Origin of the sequence: Stappia sp. BW2 (assembly GCF_008107695.1) — a bacterium.
Classification (GTDB): Bacteria; Pseudomonadota; Alphaproteobacteria; order Rhizobiales; family Stappiaceae; genus Roseibium.
This window is the reverse complement of the sequence record NZ_VIRG01000053.1, coordinates 224,477-238,431: the sequence shown is the minus strand read 5'-3', so window position 1 is coordinate 238,431 and position 13,955 is coordinate 224,477. Positions and strand designations below refer to the sequence as shown.

The 13,955-nt window shown below is 59.9% G+C and carries 11 protein-coding genes and 1 riboswitch; of the genes, 8 read left to right on the top strand and 3 right to left on the bottom strand.

Annotation, left to right across the window (positions count from 1 at the left end):
- The first annotated feature begins 85 nt into the window (after nt 1–85).
- Together FMN63_RS05375 and serA are read left to right on the top strand one after the other, a co-directional pair.
- Nucleotides 86–1,264 (top strand): phosphoserine transaminase, encoded by a 1,179-nt coding sequence (locus tag FMN63_RS05375; RefSeq protein WP_148582920.1) that lies wholly within the window; start codon nt 86–88, stop codon nt 1,262–1,264.
- Between the two features lie 79 nt (nt 1,265–1,343).
- A complete protein-coding gene (gene serA, locus FMN63_RS05370) occupies nt 1,344–2,930 on the top strand; it encodes a phosphoglycerate dehydrogenase (RefSeq protein ID WP_148582919.1) in 1,587 nt (528 codons plus the stop codon).
- 152 nt (nt 2,931–3,082) lie between these two features.
- Here serA and FMN63_RS05365 read toward each other — a convergent pair whose 3' ends face one another.
- Nucleotides 3,083–3,958, bottom strand: coding sequence for a DMT family transporter (locus tag FMN63_RS05365; RefSeq protein WP_148582918.1), 876 nt, complete (start codon nt 3,956–3,958; stop codon nt 3,083–3,085).
- A 340-nt stretch (nt 3,959–4,298) separates the two neighbouring features.
- Here FMN63_RS05365 and FMN63_RS05360 point away from each other — a divergent pair, with 340 nt between their 5' ends.
- The 5 genes from FMN63_RS05360 to FMN63_RS05340 all read left to right on the top strand — a co-directional run bounded on the left by FMN63_RS05360 (nt 4,299) and on the right by FMN63_RS05340 (nt 11,405).
- Nucleotides 4,299–5,567: an MFS transporter gene (locus FMN63_RS05360; protein ID WP_148582917.1), complete on the top strand. Its 1,269-nt coding sequence runs from the start codon at nt 4,299–4,301 to the stop codon at nt 5,565–5,567.
- A 263-nt stretch (nt 5,568–5,830) separates the two neighbouring features.
- Nucleotides 5,831–7,123: an adenylosuccinate synthase gene (locus tag FMN63_RS05355; protein ID WP_148582916.1), complete on the top strand. Its 1,293-nt coding sequence runs from the start codon at nt 5,831–5,833 to the stop codon at nt 7,121–7,123.
- Nucleotides 7,124–7,389: 266 nt separating this feature from the next.
- Nucleotides 7,390–9,129: a hypothetical protein gene (locus tag FMN63_RS05350; RefSeq protein WP_148582915.1), complete on the top strand. Its 1,740-nt coding sequence runs from the start codon at nt 7,390–7,392 to the stop codon at nt 9,127–9,129.
- Between the two features lie 302 nt (nt 9,130–9,431).
- A riboswitch (TPP riboswitch) is annotated at nt 9,432–9,538 on the top strand.
- A gap of 147 nt (nt 9,539–9,685) precedes the next feature.
- On the top strand, nt 9,686–10,441 hold the full coding sequence (locus tag FMN63_RS05345; protein WP_148582914.1) for an ABC transporter permease: 756 nt from the start codon (nt 9,686–9,688) through the stop codon (nt 10,439–10,441).
- 22 nt (nt 10,442–10,463) lie between these two features.
- Nucleotides 10,464–11,405 carry an ABC transporter substrate-binding protein gene (locus tag FMN63_RS05340; RefSeq protein ID WP_148582913.1) on the top strand — a complete coding sequence of 314 codons (942 nt, stop codon included), beginning with the start codon at nt 10,464–10,466 and terminating at the stop codon, nt 11,403–11,405.
- 75 nt (nt 11,406–11,480) lie between these two features.
- On the opposite strand, the gene rpoH is transcribed toward FMN63_RS05340, so the two are convergent.
- Together rpoH and FMN63_RS05330 are read right to left on the bottom strand one after the other, a co-directional pair.
- Complete coding sequence (gene rpoH, locus FMN63_RS05335; protein ID WP_148582912.1) at nt 11,481–12,365, bottom strand: RNA polymerase sigma factor RpoH; 885 nt, start codon at nt 12,363–12,365, stop codon at nt 11,481–11,483.
- 177 nt (nt 12,366–12,542) lie between these two features.
- Complete coding sequence (locus tag FMN63_RS05330) at nt 12,543–13,568, bottom strand: RluA family pseudouridine synthase (protein WP_148582911.1); 1,026 nt, start codon at nt 13,566–13,568, stop codon at nt 12,543–12,545.
- On the opposite strand from FMN63_RS05330, the gene FMN63_RS05325 reads away from it, so the two are divergent.
- On the top strand, nt 13,567–13,923 hold the full coding sequence (locus tag FMN63_RS05325; protein ID WP_148582910.1) for a hypothetical protein: 357 nt from the start codon (nt 13,567–13,569) through the stop codon (nt 13,921–13,923). The genes FMN63_RS05330 and FMN63_RS05325 overlap by 2 nt on opposite strands.
- The last annotated feature ends 32 nt before the right edge of the window (nt 13,924–13,955 follow it).

The following is a 13,955-nucleotide window of genomic DNA, read 5'->3' as shown; positions in this document are numbered from 1 at the left end:
TTGACCGGAGGCCGGGAAGGTCCTATCCCCATAGGTGGGCCACCTCTCCCCAACGAGAGGCAACTATCTGCGAGGGTAGACAGATATGACAGACCTTACCGCCAAGCCGGACGTGCGTCCGGCCAATCCCAATTTTTCTTCTGGTCCCTGTGCCAAGCGTCCCGGCTGGTCGCTGGAGGCCTTGGGCGATGCGCCGCTCGGGCGGTCTCACCGCGCCAAGCCCGGCAAGGCCAAACTTGCCGAAGCTATCGAGCTGACGCGCAAGGTGCTGAACGTCCCGGACGGGTACCGGATCGGCATCGTTCCCGCATCCGATACAGGTGCGGTCGAGATGGCGCTCTGGTCGCTGCTCGGCGCCCGCGGCGTCGAAATGCTCGCCTGGGAAAGCTTCGGCTCCGGCTGGGTCACCGATGTGATCAAACAGCTCAAGCTTGATGATGCCCGGGTTCTGGAAGCGCCTTACGGCGAACTGCCGGATCTTGCCTCCGTCGATTTTACCAAGGACGTCGTCTTCACCTGGAACGGCACCACCTCCGGCGTGCGTGTTCCCAACGGCGACTGGATCCCGGACGATCGTGAAGGCCTGACCATCTGCGATGCGACCTCCGCAGCCTTCGCGCAGGATCTTGCGTTCGACAAGCTCGATGTCGTCACCTTCTCTTGGCAGAAAGTGCTGGGCGGGGAAGCCGCCCACGGCGTGCTTATCCTCAGCCCGCGTGCCGTCGAGCGTCTGGAAAGCTATACGCCGGCCTGGCCGATGCCGAAGATCTTCCGCATGACCAAGGGCGGCAAGCTGATCGAGGGCATCTTCAAGGGTGAAACCATCAACACGCCGTCCATGCTTTGCGTCGAAGATTATATCGACGCATTGAAATGGGCTGACGGCCTCGGCGGGTTTGCCGGTTTGCGCGCGCGGGCCGATGCCAATCTCAAGGTACTTGCCGATTGGGTGGAAAAGACCTCCTGGGTCGACTTCCTGGCCGTTGATCCGGCAACGCGGTCGAACACGTCCGTCTGCCTCAAGGTGACCGATCCTGGCATTCTGGCGCTCACCGCCGACCAGCAGGCCGCCTTTGCCAAGGCGCTCGCAGGCACACTTGAAGCCGAAGGCATCGCCTATGACATCGGCGCTTACCGCGACGCACCGTCCGGTCTCCGGATCTGGGCGGGGGCGACCGTGGAAGCGAGCGATCTTGAGGCCTTGACCCATTGGCTTGACTGGGTGTTCCAGTCGGAAAAAGCGAAGCTTCCTCAGGCCGCCTGAGCCTGTTCAATCCTTCAACGACAACAGTCCCGGGCGGTGCGCTGCCCGGATCGTTTCTCGTATTCAAGGAGAGGCTTCAATGGCTCCCAAGGTACTGATTTCCGACAAGCTGTCGGATGCTGCCGTACAGATCTTCAAGGATCGCGGCGTTGATGTGGACTTTCTGCCGGAGGTCGGCAAGGACAAGGAAAAACTGCTGGAGATCATCGGCAAATACGATGGTCTGGCGATCCGTTCGGCCACCAAGGTCACGGAAAAGATCATTGGTGCCGCTGAAAATCTGAAGGTGATCGGCCGGGCTGGGATCGGTGTCGACAACGTCGATATTCCCAAGGCGACCGCGCGCGGCATCATTGTCATGAACACGCCTTTCGGCAATGCGATCACCACCGCCGAACACGCCATTTCGATGATGATGGCCGTCGCACGTCAGATCCCGGCGGCCGATGCGTCCACACAGGCCGGCAAGTGGGAGAAATCCCGCTTCATGGGCCGCGAACTCACCGGCAAGACCCTCGGTCTGATCGGTTGCGGCAACATCGGCTCGATCGTGGCCGACCGGGCCATCGGCCTGAAAATGAAGGTGATCGCATTCGATCCCTTCCTGACGCCGGAAAAGGCCGTGGCGCTCGGTGTCGAAAAGGTCGAACTGGACGGTTTGCTGTCCCGGTCGGATTTCATCACCCTGCATACGCCGCTGACCGACAAGACGCGTAACATCATCGATGCCAAGGCCATCGAGAAAATGCGCAAGGGCGCCTATCTGATCAACTGTGCCCGGGGCGGGCTGGCCGATGAAGCGGCAGTGCGTGCGGCTCTGGACGAGGGCAAACTTGGCGGGGCGGCGTTTGACGTCTTTGTCGAGGAACCGGCGAAGGAAAACGTGCTGTTCGGTGCGCCCAACTTCGTTTCCACGCCGCATCTGGGCGCATCCACCAAGGAAGCCCAGGAAAACGTTGCGCTGCAAGTGGCCGAACAGATGTGCGACTACCTGCTTCAGGGGGCTGTGCGCAACGCGCTCAACATGCCGTCCATCACTGCCGAAGAGGCTCCCAAGCTTGTGCCTTTCGTGCGGCTGGCGGAACAGCTCGGGTCCTTCGCGGGCCAACTGACGGAATCCGGCATTGAGGGCGTTCGTCTGGAATATGCAGGTAACGTCGCTGAAATGAACGTGCAGGCGCTGACGGCAGCCGTGCTGACCGGTTTGCTGACACCGCTTCTGCAGACGGTCAACATGGTCTCCGCGCCTATTCTGGCCAAGGAACGCGGCATGAAGATCGAGGAAATCCGCCGCGAGAAAGACGGTGCCTATGAGACCTACATGCGTCTGACGGTGATTACCCAGCGTCAGGAACGGTCGGTCGCAGGCACGGTGTTTGCCGATGGCAAGCCACGGATCATCCAGGTGAAGGGCATCAACATGGAGGCCGAACTGGGGCCGCAGATGCTTTACATCACCAACGAGGACAAGCCCGGCTTTATCGGGCAGCTCGGCATGGAACTTGGCAACAGCGGCGTCAACATCGCGACTTTCCATCTCGGCCGTCTGGCCCCTGGTGACGATGCGATCTGCCTCGTGGAGGTGGACGGCGATGTGTCGCCCGACGTCCTGGCGCGGCTGGAGGCCGTTTCTCACGTCAAGCAGGTCAAGGCGTTGAATTTCTGAAACGGCGGGCGTTTGCCCAAGTGCCCGCCAATTCGCTGTCCGGTCCTACGGGGCGTGCCCCTAATCGCCCCTACCGGATATTCGTCAGGTGCAGCCCAAGTTCCTGACGCTTGAGCCTTCTGCCTTTTGCAGAAGGCTCCTTTTTTCATTGGTCAAACCGCTGGCGCGCGGCGCCGTTTCAGGATGCGTCCATCCAGGACGACGAGGCCTACCAGCAGCACGGCAAATCCGCCGAGTTGCAACGCTCCCAGTTTTTCGCCCAGGATCAGCCAGCCGAAGAACAGCGCGCTTGCCGGCACGAGCAGCGTGACGAGCGACGCATTTGTCGCGCCAGCTTCAGCGAGAATCTGGAAGTAGATCAGGTAGGCGAGGGCGGTTGCCAGAACACCGAGCGCAAGCACGTTGAACCAGGCCGTTGGGCTGGGGTCGGCAATGGACCAGCTGCCGGCGGTCAGAAGCGCGACCGGCAGCATGAGCGTGCTGGAGCCGATCAACTGGCCCGTCGCCGACACGTGCGGTGGCAGCGATTTGAAGCGGCGGGCGAAGGTTGCTGCGCAGGCGTAGGAAATGGCGGCACCCAGGCAACAGAGCTGAGCCCACAAGGGATCGCTGACAAGGCCCGACAGGCTGCTCCACAGCATGATGGCGACACCGGCCACACCCAGCACGACGCCGGCAATCCTGTTGCCCTGAAGCGTTTCCTGTTTGGTCAGCAGGCTTGCGACGACAACCGTGAAGACGGGTGTGGTCGCATTCAGAATCGATGCAAGACCGGCACCGATTGCAGTCTGACCGAGAAACAGAAGCGAGAAGGGGACGGCGTTGTTCAACAGACCCATGACGAGAAACGGCAAGGCGTATTTTTTCTCCAGCCGGCTCAACATGCCACGATGCCAGAGGATGACCAGCAAGACGGCACAGGCGATGGAAACGCGCAGGAAGACAAGAACAAAGGGCGGGATTTCCGCGACAGCCACCTTTGCGAACAAAAAGGAGCCGCCCCAGATGGCACCAAGTACGGTCAGCATGATCCAGTTTCGAAGTGGCAATTTGCAACCTCCGTTTGAGCGATGTCTTTCAGGTATCACTGCCCCGGTGTGAAGAACACCCGAAACGCGAGCGCATGTATTGCTGCCTTTCTTTAAGTGGCGAGCCTCATTGATGCGGGCCTTGAGCAGTGTTGCAGTCGCTTGAGCGAAGGCCGATCCTGTGTTTCAGGGCGCGTCTCCCGTTGTTCCATATGCAATTCAGGCCGGGCTGTCCGTTTTGTCTGTAAAAGCGTCGGACCCGGACTTGCGCGGCTCATTCGCGCAAGCAACAGTGATAACGCCGAGTTTAGGTCCGGCTGCTCGCAAGAGTTTCTCATTCATGACCCTAGTTGCCGCGGCAGGCACGAGATCGCTTGCCGGACGTTTGACACCTTTGCTGGTTGCCGCCGCCTGTCTTTTGGGCGCGAACGGGCTTTCCGTCACCATGATCTCGGTTCGCGGCAAATCGGAGGGCATGTCGGACACACTGATCGGGCTGCTCGGCTCGTGTTATTTTGCCGGCATGATTGTCGGCGTTCTGCTGACACCGTTTCTGATCGCCCGGGCAGGGCATATTCGTGTCTTCTCCACATTGGCAGCCATCAGCGCCATTGCCATTTTGGCGATTGCCTTCACGCCCGCCGGCTGGCTCTGGATGGTGGTGCGTCTGGTGAGCGGGGCGGCGTTTTGCGGCACCACCATGGTTCTGGAAAGCTGGCTCAACTCCATTGCGACCAATGCCTCCCGAGGGCGGATTCTTTCCGTTTACCGGATCGTCGACATGATCGCCGTCATGGGAAGCCAGTTCATGCTGCCGGCCTTCGGGCCGCTGGGTCCGGAGATTCTGATCATCCTGGCCATCCTGTTCTGCTTTGCGCTGGTGCCGATTTCCCTGACCCGCGAGCAAAATCCCGCAGCACCGCCAGCGCGCTTTTTCGATCCGCTCATGCTGTGGCGGGTGTCGCCGGTCGCGCTTGTTGCCGTGTTCACCATCGGCCTTACCAATGGTGCGTTCCGCATGGTTGGCCCGGTCTATGCGGAAAGCGTTGGACTGGGTCTGGAAACGGTCGCCGCGTTCGTCGCGATCTGGGTCTTTGCCGGGGCTATCTTCCAGTATCCTGCCGGCTGGCTGTCTGACCGGATGGACCGGCGTATCGTGCTGGGTGTCTTCACGGTCGGCGCCGGGCTGGCCTGTCTATTCATTTCCGGGTCATCGACCCGCCTGGAGCTTTTCGCCGGTGTCTTTCTGTTCGGTGGATTTGCCTTGCCGCTCTATTCACTTTGTGCGGCCCATGCCAACGACAACGCCGAACCGGGTCAGTTTATCGATGTGGTGGCCGGGCTTACGCTGGCCTATGGAGTGGGGGCGATGGCCGGACCGTTCATCGCGTCGCTGGTGATGGAGCAATTTGGCCCCTCGGCCTTCTTCCTCTACACCGCGACATTGCACCTGTCGCTGGTGGTGTTCGTCTTCGCGCGCATCATGAGCCGGGATGCCGTCCCGGCAAACAAGCGCCATCGCTTCGTCTGGCTGCTGCGCACATCACCGATGATCTTCAGGCTTGCCCGTCACGACAAACGGGAAGCAGGCGAGCCGCCGGCAAAATAAATCGCCGTCGCGACATTGCCGCAAATGCGGTCTAAGGCGCGGTGTGAGCGGTCAATTGTCACAAGGGTGAACGGGACGTCCGGGAGAGTTGGCAAAAAAACTTGCTTTTGCCTTCCCAATCTCGGCGCGGAGACTCGCATGAGCTGGGAAACGTGTCTATAGTCCGCGCCGTTTGCCCCGGTCCGATTGCCGGGGCTTGTCGTGTTGGCATCCCGGATACGTTTCGGAGAATGCGGAAGCTGCTTCAGGAGAGCAAAATCTAGATGGCGAATGTGGTTGTTGTCGGTTCGCAATGGGGTGACGAAGGCAAAGGCAAGATTGTCGACTGGTTGTCGGAACAAGCCGATGTCATCGTGAGGTTCCAGGGCGGGCACAATGCCGGGCATACCCTTGTCATCGACGGTGTCAGTTACAAGCTGTCTCTCCTGCCGTCCGGGGTTGCACGTGAAGGCAAGCTCTCGGTGATCGGCAATGGTGTCGTGCTGGACCCGCATGCCCTTGCAGAGGAAGTCGAACGCCTGGGCGGTCAGGGTGTCGTCGTAACGCCCGAATCTCTGCGCGTTGCCGAAAACGTGACGCTGATTCTGTCGCTGCACCGCGAACTCGATGCGTTGCGCGAGAATTCCAACACAGGGACGCGCATCGGCACCACCAAGCGCGGCATCGGTCCGGCATATGAAGACAAGGTTGGCCGCCGCGCCATCCGTCTGATGGACCTGAAAAACCTCGCAACCCTGCCGGCCAAGATCGACCGTTTGCTGACGCACCACAATGCGCTGCGCCGTGGTCTGGGTCAGGACGAAATTTCCGCACAGGCGATCTATGACGAACTGTCCAGCGTGGCCGACAAGGTGCTGCCTTACATGGACAAGGTCTGGTACCTGCTGGATGACCTGCGTCGCCAGGGAAAGCGGATCCTGTTTGAAGGTGCCCAGGGGGCTCTTCTGGACATCGACCATGGCACCTATCCGTTTGTGACGTCTTCCAACACCGTTGCCGGCCAGGCCGCGACGGGCTGCGGCCTCGGCCCGGGGGCGATCAACTATGTGCTCGGCATCACCAAGGCTTACACCACCCGTGTTGGTGAAGGTCCGTTCCCGACGGAGCTTCAAGACGAGATTGGCGAATTCCTGGGTACGCGCGGGCACGAATTCGGAACGGTGACCGGCCGTCGCCGCCGTTGTGGCTGGTTCGATGCGGTTCTGGTGCGCCAGACCGTCTGTACGTCCGGCATCAACGGCATCGCCCTGACCAAGCTGGACGTTCTTGACGGCCTTGATGAAATCAAGATCTGTATCGGTTACGAACTGGATGGCGAGCGGATCGACTATCTGCCGGCGTCGCAAGGTGCCCAGGAGCGGGTGAAGCCGATCTACGAAAGCCTGCCGGGCTGGAAGGAATCGACCGAAGGGGCACGGACCTGGGCCGATCTGCCGGCGCAGGCAATCAAATATGTGCGACATGTCGAAGAACTGATCGGTGCTCCGGTCGCTCTTCTATCGACAAGTCCGGAACGGGACGACACAATTCTTGTGCAGAATCCGTTCCAGGATTGAGATGTGCGACACTAAAAGCACATTATTAAGGACTTAGGTTGCGTGCTGCGAATCACTGCATGCAACCGCCCTTCGTTTTCGGCGTTCCATGTGTGTGTCGAATAGACAAAATTGTGTTAGGAAAAAGGGTACTGCAAGGTTCTCTGTCGCGGCGAACATATTGAAGAAATAGCACCTGTTTTCAAAAAACTTGCTATAAGCCTGAGAAAGAAACGAAATCTCGGGCCCGCAGAACAGATCCTTGCAGTCGGCCGGTAGGCAGGAAGATGGCTGATTACTATTCAATTCTGAAGAAAACGATCGCGTCTTTACCTGAAAACAATGGCGCCGCACGCAGAAGCGTTTACAGCCGTGCGCGCAATGCCATCGTCAATCAGCTCAAAGCCTATGAACCGCCTTTGGCGCCGTCTGAAATCACGGCTGAGCAGCTGCGTCTTGAAGAATCCATCCGCAAGGTGGAGGCTGAGGCTGCACGCGAAAGCCTGGGTCTCAATCCAACCGTTCCCAAGGTCGAAACGCCTGCTCCCGAGCCGGAGGTCGCCGCTCCGCCGGTGACACCGCCGCAGGTTGAGCCAGCCGCAGAGGCTGCACCGGAAGTGCCGGCCCCGCAGGAGCCGGAAGAAACTGCTGCGCCTTCGGTGGAAACACCAGCGCCTTCGCCCCTGAAGGAAACCCTGTCTCAGGCTGAAGCCCTTGGCACGGCGGCCAGCCAGGCCGTTCACAGCGCAAAGGAAGCTTCCGACCCGAGCGCGGCGCCCGTGCGCCAGGAACCTTCGTTCGGTGGACCGGCGCAGGCGGAACCGGCGGATGATGGCCTGTTCGAACCGACAAACGATGCAGCGGCATCCGTTTCCGTCGATCAGCCGTACCAAGCGGATGAGACCGGCAAGCCCAAGCAAGAGCGGGCGTCGAAGAAAGACCGCAACAAGCGGTCCAAGCCGAAGGCGTCCGATGCGCTGCGCGGCGATGCATCCGGCAGCCGAACCGTTCCGATTGTGATTGCTGCCGTTCTGCTGGTGTTGGTCCTTCTGGGCGGGGCTTACTTCCTGATACCCGCAGGCGATCAAAGCGCAGACAATGGCACTGTACCTGCCACATCGTCTTCCCAAACGGCTTCGGACAGCCAACCGGTCTCGAATGTGGAGCCGCCGGTCTCGGCAACTGCCGGCGAAGGCGACGAGCCGTCGAAGAACACCGACCGTCTGTTGAACGAAGGCGAGGCGGATGTGGTCGCGCCTGATGCCCGTACGGTGACCACGACGACCATCACCGGACAGTCCGATACCTCTCAGGCCGACACACCGGCCACCCCCGAGCCCGCTCAGCCATCCATCGTGACGAGCACCGATAGCGATCAGACGCCCGCGGCACCCGAAAATCCGGTTGCCGTCCCGGCAGACAATCTGTCGGCGATTTCGCCCGATGACAACGCGCCTGCGCCCTCTGCCTCGGCGGCTGATTCTTCGGTCCAGCGCTCGATCCTTTATGAAGAAGGTGAAGAGTCCGGTGGCGCAGGCACTGCGGCGCAAGGTGCCGTTGTGTGGAGTGTCGAGGAAGAAACCAACCTCGACGGTGAAGCTCTGGCGGTTCTGAGTGCGTCCGTCGAAATTCCCGAGCGCGATGTGAAAGTCGACATTCGTATCAAGCCGAATGACGATAACTCCCTGCCGGCCAGCCATCTCGTCGAGATCAGGTACGAGTTTCCGGAAAACTTCGCTGCGGGTGATGTCGTCAACGTTCCGGGTCTCGTCATGAAGCCTACGGAAGAAGCCCGCGGCGATGCGCTGATCGGTGCTTCGGTGAAGGTGTCTCCGGGCTTTTTCTGGATTGCCCTGTCCAGCCTGCCGAACGAGCAGCAACGCAATCTCGCTCTGCTGCGCGAACGCGGCTGGATCGACATTCCGATGCTTTATGAAAACGGCAAGCGCGGTATCCTGACCCTTGAAAAAGGGACCGTCGGTGCGGACGCTGTCGAAAAGGCGATCACGGCCTGGCAGGCCGGGTAAGCACTCTTCGCCTGCCTTGAACATCTGAAGAAGCCGCTTTGCTGCGGCTTCTGCGATACTGCGCATGGACGCTCATTCCATAGCCATCCTGGCTCAATGAACTGCGAGTCAGGCGAGGACAAGAAATCTCATCTTCTCCGTAGGCTTATTGTTATTGTCTAGGCTGCTGACCTGGGGCCTTGCTTGCGTGCCCGCGCGGTTGCCCGAGTGCGGCGCTCCGGGTGATCGGCGTCCGTCTTTGGCGAGGGGTTAAAACCGCTTCACGGCGACTTGCCTTTTTTCGCCGCACAGGGCATGTTCCGACTTGGTCCGAGGGGTGTTCCGGTTTCCGGAACTGAGATGGCGCAACGCCGAACCCTTAGAACCTGATCCGGGTCATGCCGGCGAAGGGACGGAATCCTTAGCCTATTCCCGGATCTCCATTGTCATTTTCGGCTTGTCCGAAGACGGGAGATCCTATGCGTAAGTGTCTGCGACCGCAGCCTTGGCTGCTTATCCGACTGCCGGTATCGGCTCATGAGCGTTCCTGTTTGCGCATTGCAACGGGGCCTGTTGGATGATTGTTTTCCTGAAAGCTGTTGCCAGGTCCTTGTTCGGCCTGCTTGTGACCGTGGCGATCTGGGCGGCCATCGTCCATATCTTCGACACACAGCATTACATTCTGCCCGGTCCGGACCGGGTCTTTGCCGCCTTTGTCAAACATGCCGGCTTTCTGCTGCAGCATGCAGGCATAACCGCCTACGAGACCGTGCTCGGCTTCGTGCTGGGGGCTGCGGCCGGGGCGCTGCTTTCCATTCTGTTGTGGCTGTTTCCGGTTGCCGCCAGACTGGCCATGCCGCCCATTCTGGTCACTCAGGCCCTGCCTGTCTTCGCGATCGCTCCGATCCTGGTGCTCTGGCTCGGGTTCGGGCTGGCATCCAAGATCGTCGTCATCATCCTGGTCATCTTTTTCACCGTCACATCGACCTTTTTCGACGGCCTGCAGCGGCTGGACCCGGGGTTACATGATCTCGCCCGGCTCTATCGTCTGTCTCGTTTGAAGGAACTCTGGTTCTTCCGCCTGCCGTCAGGCTTGCCGGCGTTCGCCTCCGGCTTGCGGGTTGCCGCCGTGTTTGCGCCCATGGGGGCGATCATCGGCGAGTGGGCAGGGGCGAAGGGAGGCCTCGCCTTCATCATGCTTCAAAGCAGCAACCGGATGCAGGCGGACGTGATGTTCGCCGCGCTCATCCTTCTCGCGGCCATGGTGCTGATCATGCGCTTTGCCGTGAACCATCTCACCCGAATTCTTGTTCCCTGGCAGACGCTCAGCTAGCTGCCGCTCAACGGAGGACCTCATGAAAAAACACTTCCTGTCTCTTGTTCTTGCCGCCGGGTTACTGGCGTCGGGACCGGCGCAGGCCGGCGAGAAACTGACCTTGCTGCTCGACTGGTTCGTAAATCCGGACCACGCGCCGCTGGTCACGGCGCAGACAAAGGGCTTCTTCGAGGCTGAAGGTCTGGACGTTGAGATCATCGAACCTGCGGATCCGGCCATGCCGCCAAAGCTGGTGGCTGCCGGGCAGGGCGATATTGCGGTGTCCTATCAGCCGACGCTTCATGCGCAGATTGAAGAGGAACTGCCACTGAAGTGGATCGGCACGCTGGTGGAAACGCCGCTCAATTCGCTCATCGTGCTGAAAGATGGTCCCATTCAGGAGCTTAAGGACCTGAAGGGCAAGAGCATCGGTTTTTCCGTGTCCGGATTTGAGGATGCGATGCTGGGACAGATGCTGCAATCGGCAGGATTGACCATCGATGATGTGGAGCTGGTCAACGTCAATTTCGCATTGTCGGGATCGCTGCTTGCCGGACAGGTGGACGCTGTGATTGGCGGCTACCGCAATTTCGAGCTGACCCAGCTCGAGATCGAAGGCAAACCGGGCAAGGCCTTCTTTCCGGAAGAAAACGATGTGCCGATCTTTGACGAGCTGATCTATGTGGTCAACAAGGACAAGACGGACGATCCGCGCTTTCAAAAGTTTCTGGCGGCTGTGGAAGCGGCAACCATCTATCTGACCAATCACCCGGAAGAAGCCTGGAATGCCTTCATAGAGGCGTATCCGAACCTCAATGACGAGCTGAACAGACGGGCCTGGTTCGACACGCTGCCACGCTTCGCCAAGCGCCCGGCTGCACTCGACGCGGGCCGCTATCAGCGTTTTGCGGAGTTCATGGCTGAAGCCGGCCTGATCAGCAAGGTCGTGCCGGTGGAGAGCTATACGGCCGAGATCCGGTAAATTACCCGGCCTGGGCAAAATAAAAGCGCCGGAGCATCGCTCTGGCGCTTTTTCGTTTCTCTATTTTCGCCTGCCTCAGGCGGCCGGCTGGTCCATGGTGCGGGCGCTGTTGCGCACGGCCTTTTGAACCTTTTCGAAGGCGCGAACCTCGATCTGGCGGACACGTTCACGGCTGACACCAAATTCGCCGGACAGGTCTTCCAGCGTCATCGGATCTTCCGAGAGACGGCGTGCTTCGAAGATGCGCCGTTCGCGCTCGTTGAGCACGTCCATCGCGTCAGTCAGCATCTTGCGCCGCATGTCCAGCTCTTCCTGGTTCGCGAGCAAGGTTTCCTGGCTTTCGCTTTCATCAACGAGCCAGTCCTGCCATTCACCTGCGTCCGCTTCCGCACGCACAGGCGCGTTCAGGCTGGCATCGCCGCCCAGGCGGCGGTTCATGGACACCACTTCCTCCTCGGACACGCCGAGTTTCGTGGCAATTTCCGAAACCTGATGCGGCTTCAGATCGCCTTCGTCCAATGCCTGGATCTTGCCCTTGAGGCGACGCAGGTTGAAGAACAGGCGTTTCTGGTTGGCCGTGGTCCCCATTTTCACGAGGGACCATGAGCGCAGGATGTACTCCTGGATAGCTGCCTTGATCCACCACATGGCATAGGTCGCGAGCCGGAAACCCTTGTCCGGTTCAAAGCGCTTGACCGCTTGCATCAGGCCGACGTTGCCTTCGGAAACGACTTCTCCGATCGGCAGGCCGTAGCCGCGGTAACCCATGGCAATCTTGGCGACGAGGCGTAGATGGGAATTGACTAGGCGTTCGGCTGCTTCAGGATCCTCATGCTCTTTGTAGCGCTTGGCGAGCATGTACTCTTCCTGCGGCTGAAGCATCGGAAACTTGCGGATCTCGTCGAGATACCGGCTGAGGCCGCCTTCCCCTGCTGTAAGCGTCGGAACGTTTTGGGCCATATCATGCACCCCCTTTCGTCAAGTTTGCGTCTCCTTCCTCCCGCTGCCCCGCAGTGATACGCAAGCAAGCCATTTCGAAGGGAAGGCGGACGCACAATCGTGTCCATACAGGCACACAAGATAGACTAATATAGGTTCAAATTCGGCGAATGCATGGTCAGAAAACGAAAACGAATCCTAAAATTTTTGTAATCCTGACAACAGATTTGCGAAATCCACCGGGTAAGGGCTCTCAAAACGCAAGGTTTTGCCATTTGCCGGGTGTTCGAAAGCCAGCAGGCCGGCATGCAGCGCCTGTCGGTGAAAACCGTTCACGAGGCTTTTGAGCGGATCTTCCAGACGGTTGGCCTTGGTCTTGAAACCCGACCCGTAATCATCGTCACCGATCAGCGGATGGCCGATGTGTGCCATGTGTACGCGGATCTGGTGGGTGCGCCCGGTTTCAAGGCGGCATTCCAGCAGCGAGGCGAGGGCGGGCTGCTCGGCATTGCCGAACCGTTCCTTCACCTGCCAGTGGGTGATGGCGTGGCGGCCGGAGGTCTTGACAACGGCAATCTTCTGCCGGTTCGCCTGTGACCGCGCCAGATTGGCGTTGATCGTGCCTTTGAGGCCGGAGGGAGCGCCCCAGACCAGAGCCGCATAGGCGCGTTCCAGCGGACCGGTGCGGCCGTGGTCGGCGAACTGGGCGGCAAGACCTTTGTGCGCCTGGTCGGTTTTGGCGACGACCAGCAGGCCGGATGTGTCCTTGTCGATCCGGTGGACGATGCCGGGACGCTTGACGCCGCCAATGCCCGACAGGCTGTCACCGCAATGGTGGATCAGCGCATTGACGAGCGTTCCGGTCCAGTTGCCTGCGCCCGGATGAACGACAAGACCGGCCGGTTTGTCGACAACGATGAGATGTTCGTCCTCATACACAACCGTGACCGGGATGTCCTCGCCCTTGGGTTCGGGGTCCTCGGCCTGCGGCAAAGTGAGGATCAGAGCATCGCCTTCATTGACCCGGAATTTCGGCTCCACTATTTTCGCGCCGCCGACGGTGACGTCCCCGGACTTGATCAGGGACTGGATCCTGTTGCGGCTAAGGGCTTCCAGATGAGCCGCCAGCACCGCATCCAGCCGTTTCCCGGCATCGGCTGCATCAACTGTTAAACTGAAATCCTGGTCCAGACCGGCCGGATACTCGAGGGAATTGTCTGTCATGTCACAACCTGATTATCGGGATGAGGGACCGGGTGAAAAGCCGCTTGATCCTGCGGCCGAACGCATCCAGGCCAAGCTGAAGCGTCTGCTGCTGGGCTCGTCCCTCGTCATGATCGCCGGCTTTATCGCTGTCTTTGCAGCAATTCTCTACAAGATCAACACCAATAAGACCGATGTTTCCGCCGATCAATATGCCGCGACGGTGGCGGTTGGCGCTGACGCGGAGATCCTGCAGGCAAACATCTCGGACGGATTGCTGATGGTTCTGGTGCGCGAAGGCAGCAAGACCGCCTTGCTACGCTTCGATCCTGTCACGGGAAAACAGTTGGGCCGTACGGATTTTGTTGCGCGCTGACGTCGCGTCGAGCCTGAGCGGCCGGGTTATGA